The sequence below is a fragment of the Micromonospora matsumotoense genome, from assembly GCF_050951065.1.
Taxonomy (GTDB): Bacteria; Actinomycetota; Actinomycetes; order Mycobacteriales; family Micromonosporaceae; genus Micromonospora; species Micromonospora matsumotoensis.
Genome location: NZ_CP192025.1, coordinates 6,158,770 through 6,182,680 on the forward strand (window position 1 = coordinate 6,158,770; position 23,911 = coordinate 6,182,680).

Below are 23,911 nucleotides of genomic sequence, written 5' to 3' on the forward strand. Positions count from 1 at the left end.
CGACACGGGCGGCCGGTACGGAACCGGTCGGCGAGGGGTGGGACGGCGACGGGTGTGCCGGCGGGAGGCGGGACAGCGGCTGCACGCTGCGCGAGGCGCTGGACCGGGTGGGCGAGGTCGGTGCCCGACCCGGGGCCGGGCGGGCCTGTGGTGAACGCCACCGCCTTTCTCTGACCGATCGGTCAGGATCTGACCGATCGGTCAGGCATGCTGGAACGCATGATCCGTCGCACCCCTCGCACCCATGGCGAGATCCTCGCCGCGGCGGCCCGACGGTTCGCGGTGACCGGTTACAAGGGCACCTCGTTGCAGGACATCGCCCGCGAGGTGGGCTGTTCCAAGGCGGCGGTGCTCTACCACTTCGCCGGCAAGGAGGCCCTGCTCGCCGAGCTGATGGCCGGGCCGATCTCGGTGCTCTGCGAGCTGGACGAGCGGATCTCCGCGCTGACCGGGGCAGCGGCGCAGCGGGTGGCGGCGGAGGGCTTCGTCGACCTCGCGGTGCGGTTCCGGGGCGAGATCGCGCTGCTACGCGGGGAGTTCCCGGAACTGCTCGCCCAACCGGCCTTCGCCCACATCCAGCGCATCTCGGAACGGCTGATCGAGGCGATGACCGGCCCCGACGGCGGGCAGGACGCGCGGGTCGCCGCGCTGGTGCTGCTCGCCGGCATCGCCGAGGGGTGCGGCGCGTTCGCCGACATCCCCGACGAGGAACTGCGTCCCGCCCTGCTGGCCGTCGCCCAGCGGGTGCTCGTGACTGCCGCACCGCCGCCACCACGGCCAACTCTCGACCACCAACACCAGGATTGAGGACAAGGATCTGATGGCGACCCTGCTGTACCGGCTAGGCCGGGCATCGTTGCGCCGCCGGCGACTCGTCGTCGTCGTCTGGCTCGTCGTACTCGTCGGCCTCGGCATCGCCGCAGCCACCCTGAAGGGCCCGACGGCCAGCAACTTCACCATGCCCGGCACCGAATCGCAGCAGGCGTTGGACCTGCTCGCCGAGCGGTTCCCGGCGGCCAGCGGCGCCACCGGCACCATCGCGGTGAAGGCGCCCGGCGACGGCCAGTTGACCACCCCCGAGGGGCAGTCCGTGGTCAAGGGGGTCGTCCAGGAGGCGGCGACCCTGCCCGGCGTGGTCGGCGCGGTCGACCCGTACCAGTCCCAGGCGATCACCCCCAACGGCCGGTACGCCCTGATCCAGGTGCAGTTCGCCACCGGCGGGGACGACGTCACCCCCGAGCAGCGCGAGGCGTACGAGAAGGTCGGCGCGCAGGCCGAGGCGCAGGGTTGGCAGATCGCCCCCGGTGGTGAGGTGCTCAACTCCGAGCCGGAGGTCGGCTCGACCGAGGCGCTGGGCGTACTGGTCGCCGCGATCGTCCTGATCGTCACCTTCGGCTCGCTGGTCGCGGCCGGGATGACCATGCTGAACGCGCTGATCGGCGTCGGGGTCGGAATGGCCGGCCTGTTCGCCCTCAGCGGCACGGTCGAGCTGACCAGCACCGCACCCATTCTGGCCCTGATGCTGGGCCTGGCGGTCGGCATCGACTACTCGCTGTTCATCACCTCCCGGCACCGGCAGCATCTGCTCGAAGGGCTCACCCCGGAGGAGGCGGTCGGCCGGGCCGTCGGCACCGCCGGTTCCGCCGTGCTGTTCGCCGGCGCGACAGTGGTCATCGCGCTCGCCGGCCTCGCCGTCGTCGGCATCCCGTTCCTGACCGTGATGGGTCTGGCCGCCGCCGGCACGGTCAGCGTGGCGGTGCTGGTGGCGATCACCCTCGCCCCGGCGCTGCTCGGTTTCGCCGGCCGCCGGGTCCTCCCCCGCAAGCTGCGCAAGGTCGAGGCCGCACCGGCCACCGAGGCGGCCCCCGAGGGCACCCCGGCCACCGAGGCCGCCGAGGACCGCTCCGGTTTCGGGTTCCGCTGGGCGCAGTGGGTGACCCGGCTGCGCATCCCGGTCATCCTGGTCGGCCTGCTCGGCCTCGGGCTGCTCGCCCTGCCGGCCCAGGACATGCGGATCGCCCTGCCGGACGCCAGCACCGCGGCCGTGGGCAGCCCGGCCCGCACCAGCGCCGACCTGATCCGGGAGGGCTTCGGTCCGGGCTTCACCGGCCGACTCGCCGTGGTGGTCACCTCGGACTCCCCGCAGGACACCGCGACCGCCGTGCCGCAGGTCGCGGCGCTGATCCAGCGTACCGACGGGGTGTTGGCGGTGGCCCCGCCGCAGCTCGACCCGTCCGGTCGGACGGCGCTGCTCGGGGTGATCCCGAAGAGCGGGCCGACCGACGCCGCCACCGAGACGCTGGTCCACGACATCCGGGACCGGGTCGGCTCGGTCGGCAACGCCGAGGTGCTGCTGACCGGGGTGACCGCGATCGGCATCGACGTGTCCGAGAAGCTCTCCGCCGCGATGCCGGTCTATCTGCTGCTGGTGGTGGGGTTGTCGATCCTGCTGCTGATGCTGGTCTTCCGGTCGATCCTGGTGCCGGTGAAGGCCGCGTTGGGCTTCCTGCTCACGGTGGCCGCCACCTTCGGCATCACCGTCGCGGTGTTCCAGCAGGGTCACCTCGCCAGCCTGGTCGGTCTGGACAGCCCCGCCCCGCTGATCAGCTTCCTGCCGATCCTGCTGATCGGCATCCTGTTCGGCCTGGCCATGGACTACGAGGTCTTCCTGGTCTCCCGGATGCGGGAGGACTTCGTGCACGGTGACACCGCCCGGCAGGCCACCATCAACGGGATGGGCCACGGGGCCCGGGTGGTGACCGCCGCCGCGCTGATCATGATGTCGGTCTTCGGGGGCTTCGTCTTCCTCGACGACCCGGTCATCAAGTCGATGGGCTTCGCGCTCGCGGTCGGTGTCGCCATCGACGCCTTCGTGGTCCGGATGACCATCGTGCCCGCCGTGATGTCGCTGCTGAACGCCAGGGCCTGGTGGCTCCCCCGCTGGCTCGACCGGGCGCTGCCCAACGTCGACATCGAGGGCGAGGGCCTGCGCGCCCACCTCGACAAGCAGCCGGTCAAGGTCTGACCCCGCCGATCGTGGGATTGTGGTGCCGGGCAGGGATGGCGACAGCCGCCCGGCCCGGCACCACCACTCCGTGATCCATCGCCCCACCGCAGGCCACCAGCGACGATGACGGCCAGGGCCGGCCGCACACCGGTCAGACGCCGGCGGGGTAGGTCGCCAACTCACCGAAGGTGGTCAGGGCGGGCAGCGGGTGCAGGGCGGTGGAGTCGTCGCACCAGATGAAGGCGTCGTAGCGGTCGGCCAGCCGGCTCGGGACGTAGTTGCCCCAGCGCTCGAAGGTCGGGTCGTAGACCACCCCGATGGCCCGGTGGTCGGCCACCCCGGTGACCCAGTCGGGCTGGTCGGGGCCACCGAAGACGAGCACCGCCCGCTCCGGCAGCAGCTCGTGCAGCCGCCACTCCACCGAACCCTCCCGGGCCGGCGGCACCGTCATCACCTCGGCCGGTGAGCCCCAGTGCGGGGCGGCCACCACCGTCCCCTGGTAGCCGCCGAGACCGATCAGCGCCACCGCGTCCCGGCCCCACCGATCCCGGGCCAACTGGCCGATGTTGACCATCCCGTCGCCGGCCATGTCGGTGGCACGGGCGTCCCCGATGTGGGTGTTGTGCGCCCAGACGATCCCGCGCGATCCCGGACCGTAGCGGGTCAGCAACCGGTCCAGGGTGTCGGCCATGTGGATGTCGCGCACGTTCCAGGAATCCGGGCCGCCGTGCACCATCGCCCGGTAGTACCGCTCCGCACCGGCCACCACCTCCGCGTTCTGCCAGGCCGCGAAGGCGTCCGGGCCGTCCGAGACGACATGCGCCCGGGTACGCGCCAACAGCCGGATCACCTCCTCCTCGCAGCGCGCCGAGACGAACCGGCTGGCCGCGCCGTACTCCTCCACCCGCCCGCCGTACGGCTCGAAACACCGGTACGCGTCCTGCGCGGCATCCATCGACTTCGGGTCCTCCTCGCCGAGATAGTCGAAGATCGCCTGCATGGACTCCCACAGGCTGTAGACGTCCAGCCCGTGGAAGCCGGCCCGTTCCCGCTCCGGACGCTCCAGGTTCCACGCCCGCAGCCAGCGACAGAACCGGTCCACCTCGGCGTTCGCCCACATCCAGGTCGGCCAGCGGGTGAACCGCCCCAGCGCGGTCCGCGGGTCCTGGGCGCCACCGGGGGCGCCGACCACCGACCGGTGCACCCGGTCGCAGTCCGGCCAGTCCCCCTCCACCGCCACGAAGTCGAACCCCTGCTCGGCGATGAGCCGCCGGGTGAGCTGCTCACGCAACCGGTAGTAGTCGTAACTGCCGTGCGTCGCCTCACCGATCATGACCACGCGGGCGTCCCGGACGCGCTCCAGCAGCGGGTCGAAGTCGCTCGGCGTACCGAGCCGCTGTACCAGCATGGGCAGGGCTACCCGGCAGAGTCGGCGGACAAACCGCCGATGGGGGTGGCAGGGCCGGGCGGCGGCGGGGGCGGCCGGCCGGTGTGGCGGCGGACGGAACGGGTAGCCGGCGGCATGAGCGTCACCGGGCTGCAGTTGCAGGAGTACCTGGCCGGGCTCGACTACCCGGTCTCCCGCGAGGATCTGGTCCGGTGGGGTCAGGAGAACGGGGCGAGCACCGAGTTGCTCCAACTGCTGCGGGCTCTGCCCGCCGAGCAGTTCAACGACCCGGCCGACCTGAACGAGGCCCTCACCACCCTCGCCTGACCCCGCCGCCCGGGAACCTGAGCCCGCTGCCTGGTGAGCTGACCCCCACGCCCGATGGGCTGATCCCGCCGCCTGGGGACCTGAGCCCACCACCCGGGGAACGCTCACCGGCGGCCGGTGACCTGCCCCCACCGCCCCGGGACCGCTCATCGGCGGCGACCGCCGGACCGGCCCGGTGCCGTGGGGGCGTGCAGCAGCCGGAACAGCACCAGCCACTGTTCCGGCCAGACCAGCCCGACCGGAGTGGCCGGGTCGATCCGCGCCGCCCGCAGCGCACCGTCGACCCGCCGACCGGGATGGGTCGCCCGCAGCGAGGCCGCGAGCGACCCGCCCGCCCCGCCGAACCCCAGCTCCACCATCCGCCGGTACGCGGGGAGCCCGGCCACGGCCAGCAGCGGCTCCGGCCGACGGTCGATCCGCAGGATGCCCCCGTCGACGGCGGGCACCGGACGGAAGGCGGTGCGGGACACCCGGCCGGCGAGCCGCCATTCGTACTCCGGCCAGGTCAACACGGTCAGCCGGCTCCACCGGCCGAGGTCACCGGTGCGCTTGCGGGCGTACTCCCACTGGGTGAGCAGGGTGGCCGCGCGCAGCCGGGGCGCGGCCAGGCACCAGCGGACCACCGCCGCGGTCAACGACCACGGGATGTTGCCGACCACGGCGAACGGCTCGTCGGGCGGCGCGGCGGTCAGGAAGTCGGCCTGCCGGCGCTCGACGTGCGGCAGCGCCGCGCACACCGCCGCCAGCTCGGGGGCGACGGTCGGGTCGACCTCGTAGGCGATCAGCCGGCCACACCGTCCGGCCAGCGGCCGGGTCAGCTGACCTCGTCCGGCGCCGACCTCCAGCAGCAGGTCGTCCGGGCCGGTGCGGGCCGCCCGGACCATCCGCGTCACGGTGGCCGGGTCGGCGAGGAAATTCTGGGACAGTACGCGACGGGACCGGTCGCGTGCGGTGGTGCGGTCTCGGCGGGGCGCCACGGGTTCGTCCTGTCTGTCGCCGCTCGGCGACGGTACGGACAGGCGCAGCACGACGCCGGGCCTGTCCGAGTGGATCGGGACTCGGACGACCCTGGAGATCGGCGGGGGACGCGACGCGGTGACGGTGCAGGCGGCGATGAGACCGAGGCGGTGATCAGGCGGTAGACCTGCTCAGTCAAGCCGTGAGCAGGGGCGGGCGTGATCAGACCGAGGCGGTCATCAGACCGAGGCGGTCATCAGACCGAGGCGGTCATCAGACCGAGGCGGTCATCAGGTCAGGCGCGGTGGGCGTCCCGGCCGGCCAGGGCCGGACGCCGGACTCGCGGGCGGGCCACCAGGAGGGGGCCCCGCGCGGCCGACGTGACGGCCACGGTGATCAGGGCGTGCATGCACATGGCCGCCACGCTAACGCACTCCCCACGTTCCGCAAGGCATTTCCACACCGGTTCCCCACGACCCCACCGGCCCACAACCCCACCGGCCCACAACCTCCCGGCCCACGATCCCGCCGGCCCACAACCCACCAGCCCACGATCCCGCCGGCCCACAACCCACCGGCCCACGTTCCCGCCGGCCCACAACCCACCGGCCTACAACCTCCCGGCCCACGTTCCCGCCGGCCCGCGTCACCTGACCGGGTAAGCACCCGTGCCACTACCCGCCGGCCCGGCACGATCGGCCGCGCTGACGGTGCTGGGCAGGACGGTGCCGGCCAGCGCCGCCGTCAGGCAAGTGCGCACCATGGGGCTGCCAACTACCCAGCGTGACCCCGACAGGACACCCATTGCCCACATATCAATATGACGCGGGGGCATATTTATGCCACCCAGGCATGACGTTCGTCGTCGCACAAGTGACCCACCGCCGACACACCCGACCGACGACCGCGCTCGGCACACGACACGACACACGACAAGCCCAACTGAACGGCGCGCGCGACCAACGACTGTGCCCGACCAATGCGTGCCCGACACACCACACGCCCGACCAGCCGCATGCCCGACCAGCGGCATGCCCGACCAGCGACCGCGCCAACAGCGCGTGCCCGATCAGCGACCACGCCAACAGCGCGTGCCCGATCAGCGACCACGCCGAACCAGCGGCATGCCCGACCAACAAGGTCGCCCGACACGACACCGACCGACCGGCGGCATGCCCGACGCACGATAGGCCCGACGCACGATAGGCCCGACGCACGATGGGCCGACGCACGATGGGCCGACGCACGATGGGCCGACGCACGATGGGCCCAATGACATGCCCTACCAACGCTGGGCTCCGGCACACGATGGCCCAACGCCACAGCAAGGCCGACCCACGACATGCCGGAAGGGTCGGGGGGTCAGCAGTGGAGGTCGACGGTGCGGGCCTCGGTGCGGGCGGTCTCCGCCGCCGCCAGGACGGCCACCACCTCACGGCCGAAACGGACGTCACACCGGTGGTCCCGGCCACCCGAGTCGATCTCCGCCAGCAGTTGGTCGACGGCCGTGCCGAAGGCGGTCAGCGCGTTGCCGTCGCCGGGCGGGACGGACTCGACGCCGTTCTCGCCGTAGAAGACGAAGTCCCGGGTCACTGCGGTCGGCGGCGAGTCCAGGGTCAGCGACAGCGCACTGGTCGCACCCCCGTCGTGGGTGAGCAGCAGGTGCACCATCCCCCCGGGGCCGTCCAGCGCGGCGACCCGGGTGACCCGGCCGAGCACCGGCATGACGATCGACAGCGCGTGCGGGCCGATGTCCCACAGCGCCCCCTGCTCCCGTCGCCAGCGGGAGTCGCCGTACGGGCTGCCGGGCTGGTAGATCGAGGCGAACTGGGTGGCCCGGGCGTGCTGCCACCCGCCGGCCGCAGCGGTGGCGGCGAGAAAGCCGTTGACGTTGGGGTGGAACCGTTGGGTGAAGAACACCACCGAGGCGACCCCGGCGGCCTGCACGGCGGCGACCACCCGATCGGCCTCGGCGACGCTCAGCGCGAGGGGCTTGTCCAGCAGCAGGTGCCGGCCGGCGGTGGCGGCCCGTACGGCGATCTCGGCCTGCACGTCCGGGGGCAGCGCCACGGCCACCGCGTCACAGGCGTCGAGCAGCGCGTCGACGTCGTCGAACGCCGGTACGCCGTGCCGGGCGGCCAACGCGGCGGCCCGGTCAGGGTGACGTCCCCAGACACCGACCAGTTCGGCGCGCGGATGCGCGTCCAGCCCGGCGCCGTGCGTCTGCGCCGCCCAGTGGCCGGTGCCGAACAGGCCGAACCGCAGCACGGGGTACCCCCGGTCTCGTCGGGCCACGCCCGATCGTGGCCGTAATCCACGCTAGTCGCCCATCCGCACCGCCGCAGCCCGCACCGCCGGACGTCGCCCCCCAGCACCGCGAACGCCGACGGGCCACAGACCGCAGCCCCCGGAGACCAGGGACGGCAGGCCGCAGGCCGGGAACCGGAACGACGGCAGGCCGCAGGCCGGGAACCGAAACGACGGCAGACCGGGGACCGGGACGGCAGCGATTACTACGCCGGTTAGTAGGCTGTGCCGGTGACCGAGACACCCATCGGATGCCCGCGATGACCGGCGCGACGTCGGCCGGCTCGCCGGTGGACGGACTACTCGCCACGGTGACGATCGGGCTGTCGCTCGTACTCGCGCTGTGGAGCCTGGTGGCGGCGGTCCGGCACCGGCCGCCGAACCTGGCGCAGTTCATCGGCCTGGGCCTGCTGGAGGTGGCGCTGCTCGCGCTGACCGTGCTGGCACTGGTCGCCGTCGCTGGCGGTGAACGGGCCGGCGAGCCCGGCGCGTTCTTCGGGTACCTGGTGACGTTGGTCTGCCTGCCCCCGCTGGCCTGGGTGCTGGCCCGGATGGAGCCGACCCGCTGGGGGTCGGCGATCGTCTGCGCGGTCTGCCTGGTCGTCCCGGTGGTCGTGGTCCGGCTCCAGCAGACCTGGGAGGTCGTCGGTGGTTGATCCCCAACCGTCGAGGCGCGCCCCCGACGCCAAGCCGACGCACGCCACCGACGCCGGGCCGGCACGCGCCACCAACGCCGGGCCGGGGCGGCTGCTGATCGCCGTCTACATCCTGTTCGCCATCGCCGCCACCTCGCGGGCCGGGCTCCAGATCGCCACGAAGTTCGACGAGGCGCCGGTGGCCTACCTGCTCTCGGCGGTGGCCGCGCTGATCTACATCGTGGCGGCGGTCGGGCTGGCCCGGGCCGGGCACACCGGCCGCCGGGTCGCGCTGGCCTGCTGCTCGGTGGAGTTGGCCGGGGTGGTCGGTGTCGGCGTGCTCAGCCTGGTCGACGCCGAACTCTTCCCCGACGAGACGGTCTGGTCCGGCTTCGGCAGCGGGTACGGCTACATCCCGCTGGTGCTGCCGGTGCTGGGGCTGCTCTGGCTCTGGCGCACCCGCACCCGCACCGGTTCCGGCACCGACGCCCCCATCGCCGCCTGACCGCCGCCGACACCGCACGGCCGCCTGACCGGCACCACCATCTGGCCGGCCGCCCGACCGGCACCGCCGTCCGACCGGCCGCCTGACCGGCACCACCGCCCGGTGCGGACCGGACGGCGGTGTCGGGTCGTACCGGTCAGTCCTTCGGGCCGCCCGCGACGTAGATGACCTGGCCGGAGACGAACGACGCGCCCTCGCTGACCAGGAACGAGATGGTGTGCGCGACATCCTCCGGCCGGCCGGGACGGCGGACCGGGATCTCGGCGGCGGCGTGCTTCTGGAGGTCGTCGAAGTCGACCTTCATCCGGGCGGCGGTGGCGGCGGTCATGTCGGTGACGATGAAGCCGGGGGCGACCGCGTTGACCGTCACCCCGAACGGCCCCAGCTCGATGGCGAGGGTCTTGGTGAAGCCCTGGAGACCGGCCTTCGCCGCCGCGTAGTTGGCCTGGCCCCGGTTGCCCAGCGCCGAGGTGCTGGAGAGGTTGACGATCCGGCCGTACTTCCGCTCGACCATGTGCTGCTGAGCGGCCTGGCTGAACAGGAACGCGCCGCGCAGGTGCACCCCCAGCACGGTGTCCCAGTCAGCGTCGGTCATCTTGAACAGCAGGTTGTCCCGCAGCACCCCGGCGTTGTTGACCAGCACGGTCGGCCCGCCCAGCTCGGTGGCGACCCGCGCGACGGCGGCCTCCACCTGGGCCCGGTCGGCGACGTCCGCGCCGATGGCGAGGGCCCGGCCGCCGGCGGCGGTGATCGCGTCCACGGTCTGTCCGGTCGCCGCCTCGTCGATGTCGACCACGGCGACGGCCATCCCGTCGGCGGCCAGCCGACGGGCGGTGGCCGCGCCGATGCCGCGCGCGGCTCCGGTCACGATGGCGACGCGGGGCTCCTCCGACACGATTACCTCCCGGTAACTTGTGGCTCGATCGGAGGAGCTTAACCCAGCGGCAGGCCGGACGACCCGGTCGCCGGCCGGCACCACGGCCGGCCGGCGGCGGGTACGACGGTCAGTAGGCGGTGGAGCGGCAGAGCCGGATCCAGCGGTAGCCGTGGCCGCTCAGCTTCAGGCTGTCCAGCTTGCCGACATCGCCGTAACCCCGGTCGGTCAGGACGTCTGTCGGCAGGTCCGCCTCGGCGGCCAGGGTGCTCAGATCCACCTCGACGTCCTCGGTGCCGAGATTGTGCAGGAAGACCATGGTGCCGGTGGGTCCGTCGGCACGGTGCGCGAGCACCCCGGCCGGCATCGGCACATCGATGTGCGAGGTCGAGCCGGAGCCGATCTCCGGGGCCTCCCGCAGCGTCCGGATCATCCGCTCGAACCAGGCCAGCAGCGACGTCGTGTCGCCCCGTTGGGCGGTGACGTTGACCTGCTGGTAGCCGAAGTCACCCTGGTCGATCACCGGGCGGATCAGCTTCTCCGGGTCCGCCGTGGAGAAGCCGGCGTTCTCCTTGTACGACCACTGCATCGGGGTACGGATCGCGTCCCGCCCGTCCAGCGCGAGGTTCTCCCCCATCCCGATCTCCTCGCCGTAGCGCAGCACCGGCGTGCCGCGCAGCGAGAACTGGAGCGCGTACGCCAGCTCGATGTGCCGGCGGTCGTTGCCGAGCATCGGGGCGAGCCGGCGTCGGATGCCCCGACCGTAGAGCTGCATGTTCTCGTCCGGGCCGAACTTCGCCAGCACGTCGTTGCGCTGGTCGGCGGTGAGCCGGGACAGGTCGATCTCGTCGTGGTTGCGCAGGAAGGTCGCCCACTGGCCGCCGGTGGGCAGCTTCGGGGTGTCGCGCAGCGCGTCGATGATCGCCTCCGGGTCCTCCCGGGCGAGGGCGAGCATGAGCCGGCCGTTGAGCATGAAGTCGAAGAGCATGTGGATCCGGTTGCCCGAGCCGCTGCCGTCGCCGAAGAAGACCGGCAGCTGGTCCGGTTCGACGTTCGCCTCGGCCAGCAGCACCGCGTCGCCGCGTCGCCACTGCACGTGCTGGCGCAGGTCGGTGAGGAAGTCGAAGTCCTTGGACGCGTTCGGGTTGCCCGGTTCGGTCTGTTCGATGATGAACGGCACGGCGTCCATCCGGAACCCGGAGACGCCGAGCTGGAGCCAGAACGAGGTGATCTTCTTGATCTCGGCGCGGACCTTCGGGTTCTCGATGTTGAGGTCCGGCTGGAACGTGTAGAAGCGGTGGTAGAACCACGCCTTGGCGGTCCGGTCGTAGCTCCATGTCTCGTGCTGCTCGCCCGGGAACACCATGCCCTGGTGCCGGTCCGCCGGCTCGTGGTCGGCCCAGACATACCAGTCACGGTACGGCGAGTCGGGCGAGGACCGGGCCGACTGGAACCACGGGTGCTGGTCGGAGGTGTGGTTGACCACCAGGTCGATGATCACCCGGATGCCCCGGTTCTGCGCCTGGTGCAGCAGTTCGGCGAAGTCGCCGAGGGTCCCCAGCCGGGGGTCGACGTTGTAGAAGTCAGTCGCGTCGTAGCCGTCGTCCTGGTTGGGCGAGGGGTGGATCGGGTTGAGCCAGAGGCAGGTCACCCCCAGTCGCGCCAGGTAGTCGAGCCGGCCGATGAGGCCACGGAAGTCACCGACCCCGTCGCCGTCGGAGTCCGCGTACGTGTCGACGTCGAGGCAGTAGACGACCGCCTCGGAGTACCACCTGTCACCCATGCCGGCCTAATGTCTCCGATCCACCGCCGCCGCAAACGCGAGCCCTCCTCCGACGGGTCCGGGGTACGGTGCCGACATGGCTGATCATCCGACGGACGGCTCCCGCGCGGTCGACTGGAACGAGGGCCGGTGGCTGCACCCCCCGGTGCGGGTGGACCGGACCGACGACGGTGACCTGCTGGTGGAGCCCGGGGCGGAGAGCGACCTGTGGCGGCACACCAGCTACGGCTTCGTCCACGACGACGCCCCGGCGCTGCTCGCCGCGCTGCCCGCCACCGGCGCGGTCGAGGTGAGCTTCGTGCTGGACTATCCGGCACAGTTCGACCAGGCCGGGGTGCTGGTCCGGGTGGACGAGCGGAACTGGGTGAAGGCCGGGGTGGAGATCAGTGACGGGCTGCCGCAGGTGGGCGCGGTGGTCACCCGGGAGTTCTCCGACTGGTCGGTGGCGCCGGTGCCACAGTGGCGCGGGCGCGAGGTGACCGTGCGGGTCAGCCGGGACGGCGACGCGTTGACGGTCCGGGCCCGGGCCGACGGCGAGGCGTGGCGGTTGGTCCGGCTGGCCCCGCTCGCCCCGGACGCGGTCGCGCTGGCCGGGCCGTTCTGCTGCTCACCCTCGCGGGGCGGGCTGACCGTCCGGTTCACCGGCTGGCGGCAGGGGCCGGCGGACCGGGAACTGCACCCGACGGACTGAGCCCCGGATCAGGCCGCAGGCGGTGGCCCGGCTCACCGACAGGTGTAAGTGGCGGCCGGGCGGGTACCACTGTCCGATCCCGCCCGGCTCGTGGAAGGACGCCCATGGCTCTCGCCCAGAACGTCGACCCGAACCGGTTCACCGGGCTGACCGGCTGGGTGGCCGGCGTCATCGACTCCCTCGGCGCGGTCGGCGTCGCCTGCCTGGTGGCGCTGGAGAGCATCGTCCCGCCGATCCCCAGTGAGATCGTGCTGGCGATGGCGGGCTACCTCGCCGCCGAGGGCCGGTTCCACCTGGCGGTGATCGTGCTGGCCGCCACGGTCGGCTCGCTGGTCGGCGCGCTGGTGCTCTACTGGCTCGGCGCCGCGCTCGGCGAGGAGCGGCTCAAGCGCTGGCTGGACCACATCCCGCTAGTCGACCGGGAGGACCTGGAGAAGGCCGACCGGTGGTTCGAACGGCACGGCCGCTGGGCGGTGCTGATCGGCCGGCTGGTGCCGGTGGTCCGCAGCCTGGTCTCCGTCCCGGCCGGCGCGAACCGGATGCCGATGGGCGAATTCGTCCTGCTCACCACGCTGGGCAGCGGGGTGTGGAACGCACTGATCGTCGGTCTCGGCTACACGCTGGGCTCGCGCTGGCAGGACGTGGAGAAGTACAGCGACTGGTTCAACTATGCGATCTTCGCGGTCTTCGCCGTCATGGTCGGGGGCTGGGTGGTGAAGAAGGTCCGCACCCGGCGGGACCGGGGCGACCGGCAGTCGGTGACCGCCGGCCGCTGACCGGGTACGCCGGACCGCCTCAGCGGCGGAAGGTGAACCAGTTGACGTTGACGAAGTCGGCCGGCTGGCCACTGCTGAAGGCGAGATAGACGCGGTGCCGGCCGGTCACCGCCGACACGTTGCCCGGCACCGACCGCCAGCTCTGCCAGCCGCCGGTGTCGGCGAGGGCGAAGCTGCCGATCGGGGTCCCGGTCGGGCTGTCCAGCCGGACCTCGACCAGGCCGCTCACCCCGCCCGCCGCCCCGGAGGCCACCCGGGTCAGGAAGTCGCGTGGCCCACCGGTGCCGAAGTCCACGTTGTCGTAGCGGGCCCAGTCGCCGTTGCGCAGCGCGGCGATGTTCTGACCGCCCTCGGCGCACGTCTCGACGGCCACCCCGTTCTGCCCGGAGAACGCCTCGGCCTGGATCGTGCCGTAGGCGTCCACGGTGCCGGACGGCGGCGGCGGGGCCGGCGCGGGGCGGTGGGGGCGACCGGAGCCGCCGGGACAGCGTTCATCGGGATGCCTCTCTGGGGGGACGGGAGCAAGAGAGCGCTCTCTGAGCGGTTTTCCTACGCCCCCGCCCCACCAGTTGTCAACGCTCGTCGATGGCTCCGGCCGGCACCGGTTGCGGCCGACGCAGCAACGCGTGCTCCGCGGCCGTCCACCCGGTGGTGGTGACCAGATAGAGCACCGCCGCCAACGGCACCACCAACGCCAGCAGCACCGTGCCGTACGGCAGCAGCGGGATCACCCGGGCCAGCAGCGCCGCCCCCGGCTGGTCCGTCGGGGCGCCCGCCGACGCCGCCGTCCGCTGCGCGCGCCGGGACAGGAACCGGGCCAGGCCGAGCAGGGCCGCCAGCAGCACCCCGAAGACCACCAGCACCGACGGCGACAACCCGTCGCCCAGGTGCCAACCCAGCGGCACCCCGGCCAACCGCGCGTCGAGCAGCCCGCCGGCACCGTCACCGGTGCCGAACAGGCGGTACATGACCAGGAAGAAGGGCGCCTGGAGCAGCGCCGGCAGACACCCCGCCACCGGCGACGCCCCGGCCCGGCGGTAGAGCGCGAACATCTCCGACTGCAACGTCGCCGGGTCGCCCGCGTACCGCTGCTGGAGCTGACGCAGTTGCGGGGCGAGGGCCGCGCGACGCCGCTCCGCGCGGACCTGGGCGACGGTGAGCGGCGAGATCAACAGTCGGACGGCGATGGTGAACAGCACGATCGCGGCGGCGGTGGCGACCCCGCCGCCGAGCGGCGTCAGCAACTCGGCGAGCCAGCCGACGACGGAACCCGCGGCGGCAGCCGCGTCGTGCACAGGTGAGAAGGCGAGCATGGGGAACCCCTCGGTCCGATTCCGGAAGTCCGCACGGGACGGGTGCCGGCGGCCCCCGTCAGGGGCTGCCGGTGGTCCACCATGGGACGGATGACGACGGAACCGGTCGGGGCCGGCGGCGCGCGGACTCAGCCCGCGACCGGGGACCACCCGACCGGAGGGGAACCCCCGGGTGCCCGGGGACGGGGTCGACCCGCCGCGTCCGGATCGACCTGACGGGGCACGCGCCGACGCCGGGCCCGGTCCCGCAACCCGACCGCCCGCCGCCGCCCGCATCCCGGGCCGGTCGTCGGTCGGGGCCGGGCCGCCAGCGCGACGACGAGCAGCAACGCCGCCACCGCCGCACCGGCCAGCAGGTCACCCGGCCGGTCCGCGAGCAACGTCAGCCCGATGAGCGCGTACGCCCACAGACCCGTCACCAACCGCAGACCCGACATGCGCGTCAGCCTAGGACCCGCTGTCACGTCCGACCGCCGCGACGGCGTCGGCCACCACCGCCGGCCGGTCCACGTGCAGCAGGTGCCGGGCGTCCCGGAACACCTCCTGCCGCCCGGCGGGGAAGCTCGCCGCCAGCCGGGCGTGCCCGACCCGCCACGCCGCCCGGCCTGCCGCGGTGGGCACATCGCCGAGCACGGTCAGCACCCGCACCGGGAGCGTCGGCGCGGGCGTCACGGCACGCCACGCCACCAGCTCCGCCGCCACCGCAGGATGCGCCAGCCACTGCACCAACGCGCCTACCAGCACCGTCCCCGAGCCGTACGGCACCGCCGACGCCGGGTCGGGTGGCCGGACGCTCATCCGGCGTACCGCCCGACGCCAGGCCCACGGGCCGCACCGACGGGCCAGGCCGGAGCGGTCGAGCACTCCCACCAGCACCGGGGCGACGGTGGTCACCGCACCCGCCGACCACGCCGACCAGCGCGCCCAACCGACCGCCCGGGTCCCGCCCGGGTCCACCAGGCTCGGGTCCACCAGCACCAGCCCGGCGAGCCGCCCCGGGTGCCGCCGGGCGTACGCCTCGGCGGGCAGCGCCGCCGCCGAGTGCGCCACCAGCACCGGCCGCCCCAGCCCGGCCACCCCGGCGTCGATCCGGGCCACCTCGTCGGTCAGGGTGGGCGCGCGACCGTCCGCCGACCCCGGCCGGTCCAACCGGCCCACCCGATGCCCGGCGGCCCGCAGCAGGGGGACCAGCCGGTCCCAGGTCTCCGCCCCCTCCCCCATCCCCGGGCAGAGCAGCACCCCCGGCCCGCCGGCCCCGCCCGACCGACCGACCACGTCGCTGCACGCCGCCTGGTCGCTGCGCGTCGCTTGGCCGGTGCACGCCGCTTGATCACTATGCGCTGCTTGGTCGGTGGCAGCGGGCCGGTCGGTGGCAGCGGGCCGGTGGGCGGGTCGGCCGGTCACCGGGGCTGCTCCGGGCGGGGGCCCCGGCGGGCGACGACGGCGGCGAGCAGCAGCCAACCGGACAGCCCGGTCAGCTGGGTCCGCTGCCACAGGCCCAGGCCCAGCTCGGGGCGCACCGCGGCGACCAACGTCCCCACCGTGCCGACCGCCACCACCACCGCCACCACCAGCCCGGCCCGACGGCGGGCCGGGCCACGCAGCACGGCGAGGATCACCACCAGGGAGAGCAGCGCGCCGGCCACCGCCACCGACGAGGTGACGGTGTGCGCCTGGTGCCGCCAGGACAGGTCGCCCAGCTCCTCCAGCCGCGCGCAGCGGGCGTCCACCGAGGGGGCGCAGTCCATCGAGGTCCAGCCGCCGTCCACGGCGGTGGCCACGCCGAAGACCAGCAGCCCCCACCAGGCCGGCCGGGGCACGTCCCGGGCCCACCGGGCCAGCAGCAGCCCGGCGACCGCCGCGCAGAGCCCGGTCGTCAGGTCGCCGAACTGGAACACCAGGTGGTACGGCTGGTCCCGGGCGGCCAGCTCGCTCAGGTAGCTCTCGACCGGCCGCAGCCCCGGGTTGAGCACCGGGCCGAGCAGCCAGGAGGCGTAGCAGACCGCGGCCAGCACCAGCGCCACCGCCGCCCCGGTCCGGGCGGCCGGAGAGCCCGCACCGGCCCGACGCCCGTCGCCGTGGCGGTCGTCCCCCCGGGCGGCCGGGCCGGACGCCGCCGCACCTGGCGTCCCGGCCGACGGGTGCCGGGCCGGCCGGTGCGGCCGGCGGGCCGGGCCGGGGCGGTTCACGAGGACTCGCGGACCATCGGGAACGGCAACGTCTCCCGGATGGACCGGCCGGTCAGCAGCATCACCAGCCGGTCCACGCCCAGCCCCAACCCACCCGTCGGCGGCATCGCGTACTCCAGCGCGGTGAGGAAGTCCTCGTCCAGCTCCATCGCCTCCGGGTCGCCACCGGCCGCCTTCAGCGACTGGGCGGTCAACCGCCGCCGCTGCTCGGTCGGATCGACCAGCTCCGAGTACGCGGTGCCCAGCTCCATCCCGAACGCCACCAGGTCCCACCGCTCCGCCAGCCGGGGGTCGGCCCGGTGCTGACGGGTCAGCGGCGAGACGTCGGTCGGGAAGTCCAGATAGAACGTGGGCACGTCGGTACGCGCCTCGACCAGTCGCTCGTACAGCTCCAGCAGCAGCTCGGCGCGCTCCCAACCCGGGGAGTACGGCACCTTGGCCGCGTCGGCGAGGCGGCGCAGCGCGACGGTGTCGGTGTCGACGGTGACCTCCTCGCCCAGCGCGTCGGAGACCGCCTCGTGCACCGTACGCGCCGGCCACGGCCCACCGATGTCCACCAGCTCACCGGTGCCCGGTCGACGGGCCAGCGGCGCACCGTGCACCGCCACCGCCGCCGCCACGATCAACTCCCGGGCCAGCTCCCGCATGTCGTGGTAGTCGGCGTACGCCTGGTACGCCTCCAGCACGGTGAACTCCGGGTTGTGGCTGAAGTCGACACCCTCGTTGCGGAACACCCGGCCCAGCTCGTACACCCGCTCGACGCCGCCCACGGCGAGCCGCTTCAGATACAGCTCGGGGGCGATCCGCAGGGTCAGCCGCAGGTCGTAGGCGTTGCTGTGGGTGACGAACGGGCGGGCGTTGGCACCGCCGTGCACCCGTTGCAGGATCGGCGTCTCCACCTCCAGGAAATCCCGGGTCACCAGGGTGTGGCGCAGGCTGGTCAGAGTGGCGCTGCGGGCCCGCAGCAGGTCCCGCGCCTCGGTGCTGGTCGCCAGGTCCAGGTAGCGGCGGCGGACCCGCGCCTCCGGATCGGCCAGGCCATGGTGCTTGTCCGGCAGCGGGCGCAGACACTTGGCGGTGAGCCGCCAGTCGGCCACCCGGACCGACACCTCGCCGCGCCGGGTGGCGTACACCTCGCCGGTCGCGCCGACGTGGTCGCCGATGTCGACGGTGGCCCGCCACCGGTCCAACTCCTTCTCCACCATCAGTTGCAGGTCGCCACTGCCGTCGCGGACGGTGACGAAGCAGACCCGGCCGTGGTCGCGGACCAGCAGCACCCGGCCCGCCACCGACACCGTCTCCCCGGTGCCGGTGTCCGGGGCCAGCCCGGCGTGCCGCTGTCGCACCGCCGCGCAGCCGTCGGTACGCGGCCACCCCACCGGGTACGCCTCGACGCCCTGCGCCCGCAGCCGGTCCAGTTTCGCCCGGCGGACCCGGACCTGCTCGGGAAGCTGCTCGCGGACCGGTTCGGGGCTGACCGCGTGCACCGCTCCCGCCTCCGGCGGCACGAACCCCACCCCGCCACCGGCCGGCGGCACCCCGTGCAGCGGGGACGGTCGGCCACCGGGCAACGCCAGGAAGCCCTCCGCGACGGCGGCGGCCAACCCCACCCGGGCCAACTCCCGCCGCTCCCCGAAGCACAGGTAGCGGGGCGTCCAGTGCGGCTGGTACTTGGCGTTGGACAGGTACAGCGACTCCAACTGCCACCAGCGGGAGAAGAACAGCAGGGTACGCCGCCACAGCCGGATCACCGGGCCGGCGCCGATCCGCGCGCCCTGCTCGAAGACCGACCGGAACACGGCGAAGTTCAGCGACACCCGCTCGACGCCCAGCCGGGGCGCCGCACCGAGCAGCGCGGCCACCATGAACTCGGTGACCCCGTTGTCGGCGGTGCGGTCCCGACGCATCAGGTCCAGCGACAACCCGTCGGTGCCCCACGGGCTCAGCGACAGCAGCGCCCGCACCCGGCCGGTGCCGTCCCGGGCCTCGACCAGCACACAGTCGCCGTCGGCCGGGTCGCCGAGCCGGCCCAGCGCCATCGAGAAACCCCGCTCGTGCTCGGTGTCCCGCCAGCGGGTGGCCAGCGCGGCGAGGTCGGCCAGCTCGTCCGGCGGGATCTCGTGGTGCCGACGGACCAGCGCGGTGTGCCCGGCCCGCTCGACCCGGTGCACCGCCTGCCGGACCGGACGCATGTCCCGCCCGCCCAGGTCGAACTCCCGGGCCAGCAGGATCGCCTCGTCGCCCAGTTGCAGCACCTTCAGCCCGTGCCGGTGGTAGGCCCGCGCGCCGACCTCGCTGGCCCCCATCACCGCCGGGGTCCAGGCGTACTCCCGGGCCTGCTCCAGCCAGGCGGTGATGGCCGGCCCCCACGCCTCCGGATCGCCAACCGGGTCGCCGCTGGCCAGACTCACCCCGTTGACCACCCGGTAGGTCAGCGCCGCCTTGCCGCTGGCCGAGAAGATCGCCGCCTTGTCCCGCCGGGTGGCGAAATAGCCGAGCGAGTCCCGGTCGCCGTAGCGGGCCAGCAACTCCCGGATCCGCTGCTCCTCGTCGGGGTGCAGCACGGCGGCGGCGCGCTGCGAGCGCAGCAGGGTGAACAGGCCGGCCAGGAAGGCGACCGCACCCATCCCGCCGAGCAGCAGGTTGACCCAGCCGGGGGCCTGGCCGTGCCGGGTGACGTCCAGGGTGATCGCCCCGCCGAAGACCTTCTCGATGCCGTACCCGAACCGGTCCAGCCAGCTGCGCAGGCTGCCGGGCACGGCGGTGAGCAGCAGGTAGCCGAGCCCGACGGCCGCCGCGGCGAGGCCGAAGAACACCCCGAGGGCGCGGCGGGTGCTGCCGCTGCGGACCCGAGCGTAGAACTCCCGCCGGGCGGTCAGCAGCAGGGCCAGGGCGGCGGCGGCGAAGCCGATGCCCACCCAGACACCGACGGTGTCGATCAGGGTGAACAGTCGCCGGCCGGCGTCGTCGGTGAGCCGGTCCACGCCGACGGTCACCAGCAGCAGGCCGGCCAGCGCGCCGACGACCAGGCTCAGGGTGAAGTAGACGACGAGCACCCAGTACGCAAGCCGCTTGCGGCGCAACACCGCCGCGGCGAGGGTGCCGAGGAACACCGCGTACGCCAGGTTGGCGGGGGCGGGCACCAGCAGCGTGTCGATGATGGTCCGGACCGGCTGGAACTCGGCGTTGGCCGCGCCGCTCACCGCTGCCAGCGCGCAGATCGCGGCGATGAACCACAGCAGCGCCGCGAACATCCGGGGCACCTGCCGCCGCCAGTCCGCGCCGACCCGCCGGGCGTCGCCGGGCCGCCGCGCCGGGGTCGGGGGCGCCACCCGGGGCACCGTCGTCGGGGTCACCTGACCTCCCTCACCTCCCTGCCCCGACCCACCCCAGGTCGGGGCGGGGGTGCGGCAGCGCACCGGTCGGCAGGACCGGGTCATGGTAAGCATCCGGCGCGATGGCACGCCGTGTCGCGTTTTCTCCGCCGGACACTCTGGGTAATGCGCCGGACAACACCGCGGCGGAACCGCCGCGACGGGACGGGACGGGACGGACGGTGATGGCGATGACCAGTGGGGTGGCGGCCGGGGCGATGGCTCCGGAGCGGACCGGGCCCGACCGGCTCACGGTGGGCGTGGAGGAGGAGTTCCTCCTGGTCGACCCGCACACCGGTGCCGCGGTGCCCGCCATCGACCTGGTCATGGCCCAGGTGCCGGCCGAGCTGCGCGGTCAGGTGGAGCGGGAGTTCCAGACCAGCCAGATCGAGATCGGCAGCCCGCCCGGGTTGGAGCTGAGCTCGATCCGGCACTCGCTGGGCGTGCTGCGCGGCGCGTTGGCCGACGCCGCCGAGCGGGCCGGCGTACGGGTGCTGGCCATCGGCACCGGCCCGGTGGCGGGACCGGTGCCGCCGGTGGTGGACAAGCCCCGCTTCGACCGGATGATCGCACGGTTCCGGCTGCTGGTGCCCGGCCCCGGCAACAACGGCATGCACGTGCACGTGGGTGTCCCGGACCCGGACACCGGGGTACGGGTGCTCAACCACATCCGGCCGTGGCTGCCGGTGCTGCACGCGATGACCACCAACTCCCCGTTCTCCGCGGGCGTCGACACCGGCTACGCGAGCTGGCGGTCGGTCGAGTGGGAGCGCTGGCCGTCGGTGGCCCCCACCCCCTACCTGGAGTCGTACGCGCACTACGAGCGGCTGATCCGGCAGTTGATCGCCAGCGGGGTGATGCTCGACGAGGGGATGCTCTACTGGTACGCCCGGCTGTCGGCGAAGTACCCGACGGTGGAGGTCCGCATCGGTGACGTCTGCCCGTCCGTGGACGACGCGGTGCTGGTGGCGGGGCTGGTCCGGGCGCTGGTCGCCACCGCCATGGCCGACGTGGCCGCCGGCCGCCCGCCGGTGAACACCGACCACCACCTGCTGGTCGCCGCCCACTGGCGGGCCGCCCACGACGGGTTGGAGGGCGACGGTGTCGACCTGGCCACCGGCGAGCTGCGGCCGGCCTGGGAGTTGGTCGACCAACTGGTCGAGCGGGTCCGCCCGGCGCTGGAGGCGCACGACGACCTGGCCGAGGTCACCGACCTGCTGGCCGGGTTGCGTCGGCACGGCACCGGGGCGGCCCGGCAGCGGGCCGTGTTCGCCCGGTCGGGCCGGCTGGAGGACGTGGTCGCCGAGGTGGCCCGGCAGACCCGTGGCTGACCGCCGAGGCGACGGCCGGCGCGTGGACGACCGGACCGTGCGTGAACGGCGTGCCGCCCGGCGGCCCGTCGGTGGCCGGTCCGGGGGTTGCCGGCGTGTCGGGGGACGGCCCGTGGACGGCCGGTGCGTGGAAGACTGGGCGTCGTGACCGAGCGGCTGATCGTGGTCGGCGGGGACGCCGCCGGGATGGCGGCGGCCTCCCAGGCCCGTCGCCGCCGGGGCGTCGACGACCTGGAGATCGTGGCGTTCGAGCGGGGGCACTTCACGTCGTACTCGGCGTGCGGCATCCCGTACTGGATCAGCGGGCTGGTCGAGGAGCGGGACGCGCTGATCGCCCGCGACCCGGCCACCTTCCGCGACGACTTCGCCATCGACGTGCGGCTGCGTACCGAGGTCACCGGCATCGACCTCGACCGCCGGGAGGTCACCGCCCGCCGGCTCGACGACGGCGGCGAGGTGCGCGAACGGTTCGACACCCTGATGTACGCCACCGGCTCCGTCCCCAACCTGCCGGACTGGGCGACCGGTGACGTCGACGGCATCTTCGGCATCCAGACGCTGGACGACGCGGCGGGACTGCGCGGCTGGCTGGACGCCACCCCCGCCCCCTGCCGCGCCGTGGTGGTCGGCGGCGGCTATATCGGGGTGGAGATGGCCGAGGCGCTGATCCAGCGCGGGCTCGCGGTCACCCTGGTCGAGCGGGGCGAGCAGCCGATGGCCACGGTCGACGAGGACATGGCCGGCCTGGCCGCCGAGGCTATTCGCGGGCTGGGCGTCGAGATCCGTACCGGCACCACGGTGAGCGGGGTCGCGCAGCGCGACGGCCGGGTGTCCGCGGTGCTCACCCCGGCCGGCCCGGTGCCGGCCGACGTCGTGGTCCTCGGCCTGGGCGTACGCCCCAACACCGCGCTCGCCGCCGCCGCCGGCTTCCCGCTCGGCCCCACCGGCGGGGTACGGGTGGACCGGCGGATGCGGGTGGCCGGGGTGCCCGGCGTCTGGGCGGCCGGCGACTGCGTGGAGACCCTGCACCGGGTCACCGGCATGTCGGTGCACATCCCCCTCGGCACCCACGCCAACAAGCAGGGCCGGGTCGCCGGGATCAACATCGGCGGCGGGTACGCCACCTTCCCCGGGGTGATCGGCACCGCCGTGACGAAGGTCTGCGACCTGGAGGTGGGGCGTACCGGGCTGCGGGAGCGGGACGCCACGGCGGCCGGATTCGAGTTCGTCTCGGTGATCGCCGAGTCGACGAACCGGGCCGGCTACTACCCGGGGGCCGAGCCGATGACGGTGAAGCTGATCGCCGAGCGACCCACCGGGCGGCTGCTCGGCGCACAGATCGTCGGCCGCTCCGAGGCGGCAAAGCGGATCGACGCGCTGGCCGTGGCGTTGTGGAACGAGATGACGGTGGACGAGATGACCGCCCTCGACCTGGGCTACGCGCCGCCGTTCGCGCCGGTCTGGGACCCGGTGCTGATCGCCGCCCGCAAGGCCGTCGACGCCCTCGGTCGCTGACCCACCACCTCCTCTGTGGAGAGTTCTTGTCGCCGGGGCGGCAAGAACTCTCCACGATCGCCACAATGGGCGGGTGGAGCTTCCGGCGGGGTTGTCGTGGGTGCGGCAGCGGCCGGACGGGCGGGAGTGGCTGGCGGCGTTGCCCCGATGGCGGGACGAGTGCGCACAGCAGTGGTCGCTGCGGCTCGGTCCACCCTTCCCGGATGCGTTCGCCTCACTGGCCATGCCGGCCGACCTGCCCGACGGCACCCCGGCGGTGCTGAAGTTGCAGTACCCGGACCCGGACAGCCGGCACGAGGCCGACGCGTTGGCGCACTGGGACGGCGAGGCGGCGGTCCGGCTGCTCGCCCACGACCCGCAGCGGCGGGCGCTGCTGGTGGAGCGGTGCCGACCCGGTTCACCCCTGCACGAGCTCGCCTGCGACGAGGCGGTGGACGTGGTGGCCGACCTGCTGCCCCGGCTCTGGCGGCGGGCGCCCGGGCCGTTCATCCCGCTCGCCGAGGAGGCCACCGGCTGGCGGCACCGGCTGCCCGAGAAGTGGGAACGGGCCGGCCGGCCCTACGAGCGACGGCTGGTCGACGCGGCCCTCGACCGGCTCGCCTGGTTGATCGACAGTCAGGGCGAGCAGGTGCTGGTCAACCAGGACCTGCACGCCGGCAACGTGCTGCGGGCGACCCGCGAACCGTGGCTGGTGATCGACCCGAAGCCACTGCTGGGCGAGCGGGAGTTCGCGGTGGTGCCGATCGTGCGCGGCGTCGAGCTGGGGCACTCCCCCGAGGCGGTACGGCGGCGGCTCGACCGGATCAGCGGCGCGCTCGGGCTGGACCGGGAGCGGGTGGCCGGCTGGACGGTCGCGCACTGCCTCGCCTGGAGCCTGGACGGCGACACGGTCTTCACCCCCCAGGTCGAGGTGGCCCGCTGGCTGGTCGACGGCCACTGA

Annotated in this window: 20 protein-coding genes and 1 pseudogene; 10 read left to right on the forward strand and 11 right to left on the reverse strand. The window is 73.7% G+C overall.

Annotated features, from left to right (window positions below; genetic code table 11):
• Positions 1-219 precede the first annotated feature (219 nt).
• Complete coding sequence (locus ACQP1S_RS26165) at positions 220-807, forward strand: TetR/AcrR family transcriptional regulator (RefSeq protein ID WP_091242553.1); 588 nt, start codon at positions 220-222, stop codon at positions 805-807.
• A gap of 13 nt (positions 808-820) precedes the next feature.
• On the forward strand, positions 821-3,025 hold the full coding sequence (locus ACQP1S_RS26170) for an MMPL family transporter (protein WP_432900226.1): 2,205 nt from the start codon (positions 821-823) through the stop codon (positions 3,023-3,025).
• 133 nt (positions 3,026-3,158) lie between these two features.
• Here the strand turns inward: ACQP1S_RS26170 and ACQP1S_RS26175 are convergent, their stop codons facing one another.
• Entirely contained in the window at positions 3,159-4,415 is a 1,257-nt protein-coding gene (locus ACQP1S_RS26175; RefSeq protein WP_432900228.1) for an erythromycin esterase family protein, read from the reverse strand.
• Positions 4,416-4,529: 114 nt separating this feature from the next.
• On the opposite strand from ACQP1S_RS26175, the gene ACQP1S_RS26180 reads away from it, so the two are divergent.
• Positions 4,530-4,721 carry a DUF2795 domain-containing protein gene (locus ACQP1S_RS26180; RefSeq protein WP_091241051.1) on the forward strand — a complete coding sequence of 64 codons (192 nt, stop codon included), beginning with the start codon at positions 4,530-4,532 and terminating at the stop codon, positions 4,719-4,721.
• Positions 4,722-4,867: 146 nt separating this feature from the next.
• Here the strand turns inward: ACQP1S_RS26180 and erm are convergent, their stop codons facing one another.
• Both erm and ACQP1S_RS26190 read right to left on the reverse strand, forming a co-directional pair.
• The gene (gene erm, locus ACQP1S_RS26185) at positions 4,868-5,698 is read right to left on the reverse strand and encodes an ErmE/ErmH/ErmO/ErmR family 23S rRNA (adenine(2058)-N(6))-methyltransferase (protein ID WP_432900230.1); all 831 of its coding nucleotides are present in this window, start codon (positions 5,696-5,698) and stop codon (positions 4,868-4,870) included.
• A 1,342-nt stretch (positions 5,699-7,040) separates the two neighbouring features.
• On the reverse strand, positions 7,041-7,943 hold the full coding sequence (locus ACQP1S_RS26190; protein WP_432908337.1) for a Gfo/Idh/MocA family protein: 903 nt from the start codon (positions 7,941-7,943) through the stop codon (positions 7,041-7,043).
• Between the two features lie 302 nt (positions 7,944-8,245).
• Here ACQP1S_RS26190 and ACQP1S_RS26195 point away from each other — a divergent pair, with 302 nt between their 5' ends.
• Complete coding sequence (locus tag ACQP1S_RS26195; RefSeq protein ID WP_432900232.1) at positions 8,246-8,641, forward strand: hypothetical protein; 396 nt, start codon at positions 8,246-8,248, stop codon at positions 8,639-8,641.
• A complete protein-coding gene (locus ACQP1S_RS26200; RefSeq protein ID WP_432900234.1) occupies positions 8,634-9,125 on the forward strand; it encodes a hypothetical protein in 492 nt (163 codons plus the stop codon). Before ACQP1S_RS26195 ends, ACQP1S_RS26200 begins: the two co-directional genes overlap by 8 nt.
• A 136-nt stretch (positions 9,126-9,261) precedes the next feature.
• On the opposite strand, the gene fabG is transcribed toward ACQP1S_RS26200, so the two are convergent.
• On the reverse strand, positions 9,262-10,020 hold the full coding sequence (gene fabG, locus ACQP1S_RS26205) for a 3-oxoacyl-ACP reductase FabG (RefSeq protein WP_432900236.1): 759 nt from the start codon (positions 10,018-10,020) through the stop codon (positions 9,262-9,264).
• Between the two features lie 109 nt (positions 10,021-10,129).
• Positions 10,130-11,782, reverse strand: a complete 1,653-nt coding sequence (locus ACQP1S_RS26210) for an alpha-amylase family protein (RefSeq protein ID WP_432900238.1) — start codon at positions 11,780-11,782, stop codon at positions 10,130-10,132.
• Between the two features lie 76 nt (positions 11,783-11,858).
• On the opposite strand from ACQP1S_RS26210, the gene ACQP1S_RS26215 reads away from it, so the two are divergent.
• Together ACQP1S_RS26215 and ACQP1S_RS26220 are read left to right on the forward strand one after the other, a co-directional pair.
• Positions 11,859-12,473, forward strand: a complete 615-nt coding sequence (locus tag ACQP1S_RS26215) for a DUF1349 domain-containing protein (protein WP_091241065.1) — start codon at positions 11,859-11,861, stop codon at positions 12,471-12,473.
• A 104-nt stretch (positions 12,474-12,577) separates the two neighbouring features.
• Positions 12,578-13,249 (forward strand): DedA family protein, encoded by a 672-nt coding sequence (locus ACQP1S_RS26220; RefSeq protein ID WP_091241067.1) that lies wholly within the window; start codon positions 12,578-12,580, stop codon positions 13,247-13,249.
• Between the two features lie 19 nt (positions 13,250-13,268).
• On the opposite strand, the pseudogene ACQP1S_RS26225 reads toward ACQP1S_RS26220, so the two are convergent.
• The 6 genes and pseudogenes from ACQP1S_RS26225 to lysX all read right to left on the reverse strand — a co-directional run.
• Positions 13,269-13,700, reverse strand: a pseudogene (locus ACQP1S_RS26225) (carbohydrate-binding protein); the annotation flags it as partial.
• A gap of 121 nt (positions 13,701-13,821) precedes the next feature.
• Positions 13,822-14,562 carry a YidC/Oxa1 family membrane protein insertase gene (locus ACQP1S_RS26230; protein ID WP_432900240.1) on the reverse strand — a complete coding sequence of 247 codons (741 nt, stop codon included), beginning with the start codon at positions 14,560-14,562 and terminating at the stop codon, positions 13,822-13,824.
• 128 nt (positions 14,563-14,690) lie between these two features.
• Complete coding sequence (locus ACQP1S_RS26235) at positions 14,691-14,999, reverse strand: DUF6412 domain-containing protein (protein WP_432900242.1); 309 nt, start codon at positions 14,997-14,999, stop codon at positions 14,691-14,693.
• A gap of 10 nt (positions 15,000-15,009) precedes the next feature.
• Positions 15,010-15,837 carry an alpha/beta fold hydrolase gene (locus ACQP1S_RS26240; RefSeq protein ID WP_432900244.1) on the reverse strand — a complete coding sequence of 276 codons (828 nt, stop codon included), beginning with the start codon at positions 15,835-15,837 and terminating at the stop codon, positions 15,010-15,012.
• Between the two features lie 125 nt (positions 15,838-15,962).
• On the reverse strand, positions 15,963-16,751 hold the full coding sequence (locus ACQP1S_RS26245) for a DUF998 domain-containing protein (RefSeq protein WP_432900246.1): 789 nt from the start codon (positions 16,749-16,751) through the stop codon (positions 15,963-15,965).
• Complete coding sequence (lysX, locus tag ACQP1S_RS26250; protein ID WP_432900248.1) at positions 16,748-20,107, reverse strand: bifunctional lysylphosphatidylglycerol synthetase/lysine--tRNA ligase LysX; 3,360 nt, start codon at positions 20,105-20,107, stop codon at positions 16,748-16,750. Before lysX ends, ACQP1S_RS26245 begins: the two co-directional genes overlap by 4 nt.
• A 209-nt stretch (positions 20,108-20,316) precedes the next feature.
• On the opposite strand from lysX, the gene ACQP1S_RS26255 reads away from it, so the two are divergent.
• The 3 genes from ACQP1S_RS26255 to ACQP1S_RS26265 all read left to right on the forward strand — a co-directional run bounded on the left by ACQP1S_RS26255 (position 20,317) and on the right by ACQP1S_RS26265 (position 23,911).
• Positions 20,317-21,456 (forward strand): carboxylate-amine ligase, encoded by a 1,140-nt coding sequence (locus ACQP1S_RS26255; protein ID WP_432900250.1) that lies wholly within the window; start codon positions 20,317-20,319, stop codon positions 21,454-21,456.
• 144 nt (positions 21,457-21,600) lie between these two features.
• The gene (locus tag ACQP1S_RS26260; protein ID WP_432900252.1) at positions 21,601-22,971 is read left to right on the forward strand and encodes an FAD-dependent oxidoreductase; all 1,371 of its coding nucleotides are present in this window, start codon (positions 21,601-21,603) and stop codon (positions 22,969-22,971) included.
• 73 nt (positions 22,972-23,044) lie between these two features.
• Complete coding sequence (locus ACQP1S_RS26265) at positions 23,045-23,911, forward strand: aminoglycoside phosphotransferase family protein (RefSeq protein WP_091241095.1); 867 nt, start codon at positions 23,045-23,047, stop codon at positions 23,909-23,911.

Coding starts and splice junctions, on each gene's coding strand:
- ACQP1S_RS26210 (WP_432900238.1), bottom strand. CDS start 11,782: ATGGGTGACAGGTGGTACTCCGAGGCGGTCGTCTACTGCCTCGACGTC.
- ACQP1S_RS26165 (WP_091242553.1), top strand. CDS start 220: ATGATCCGTCGCACCCCTCGCACCCATGGCGAGATCCTCGCCGCGGCG.
- ACQP1S_RS26230 (WP_432900240.1), bottom strand. CDS start 14,562: ATGCTCGCCTTCTCACCTGTGCACGACGCGGCTGCCGCCGCGGGTTCC.
- ACQP1S_RS26195 (WP_432900232.1), top strand. CDS start 8,246: ATGACCGGCGCGACGTCGGCCGGCTCGCCGGTGGACGGACTACTCGCC.
- ACQP1S_RS26170 (WP_432900226.1), top strand. CDS start 821: ATGGCGACCCTGCTGTACCGGCTAGGCCGGGCATCGTTGCGCCGCCGG.
- ACQP1S_RS26255 (WP_432900250.1), top strand. CDS start 20,317: ATGACCAGTGGGGTGGCGGCCGGGGCGATGGCTCCGGAGCGGACCGGG.
- ACQP1S_RS26180 (WP_091241051.1), top strand. CDS start 4,530: ATGAGCGTCACCGGGCTGCAGTTGCAGGAGTACCTGGCCGGGCTCGAC.
- ACQP1S_RS26235 (WP_432900242.1), bottom strand. CDS start 14,999: ATGTCGGGTCTGCGGTTGGTGACGGGTCTGTGGGCGTACGCGCTCATC.
- ACQP1S_RS26220 (WP_091241067.1), top strand. CDS start 12,578: ATGGCTCTCGCCCAGAACGTCGACCCGAACCGGTTCACCGGGCTGACC.
- ACQP1S_RS26215 (WP_091241065.1), top strand. CDS start 11,859: ATGGCTGATCATCCGACGGACGGCTCCCGCGCGGTCGACTGGAACGAG.
- ACQP1S_RS26175 (WP_432900228.1), bottom strand. CDS start 4,415: ATGCTGGTACAGCGGCTCGGTACGCCGAGCGACTTCGACCCGCTGCTG.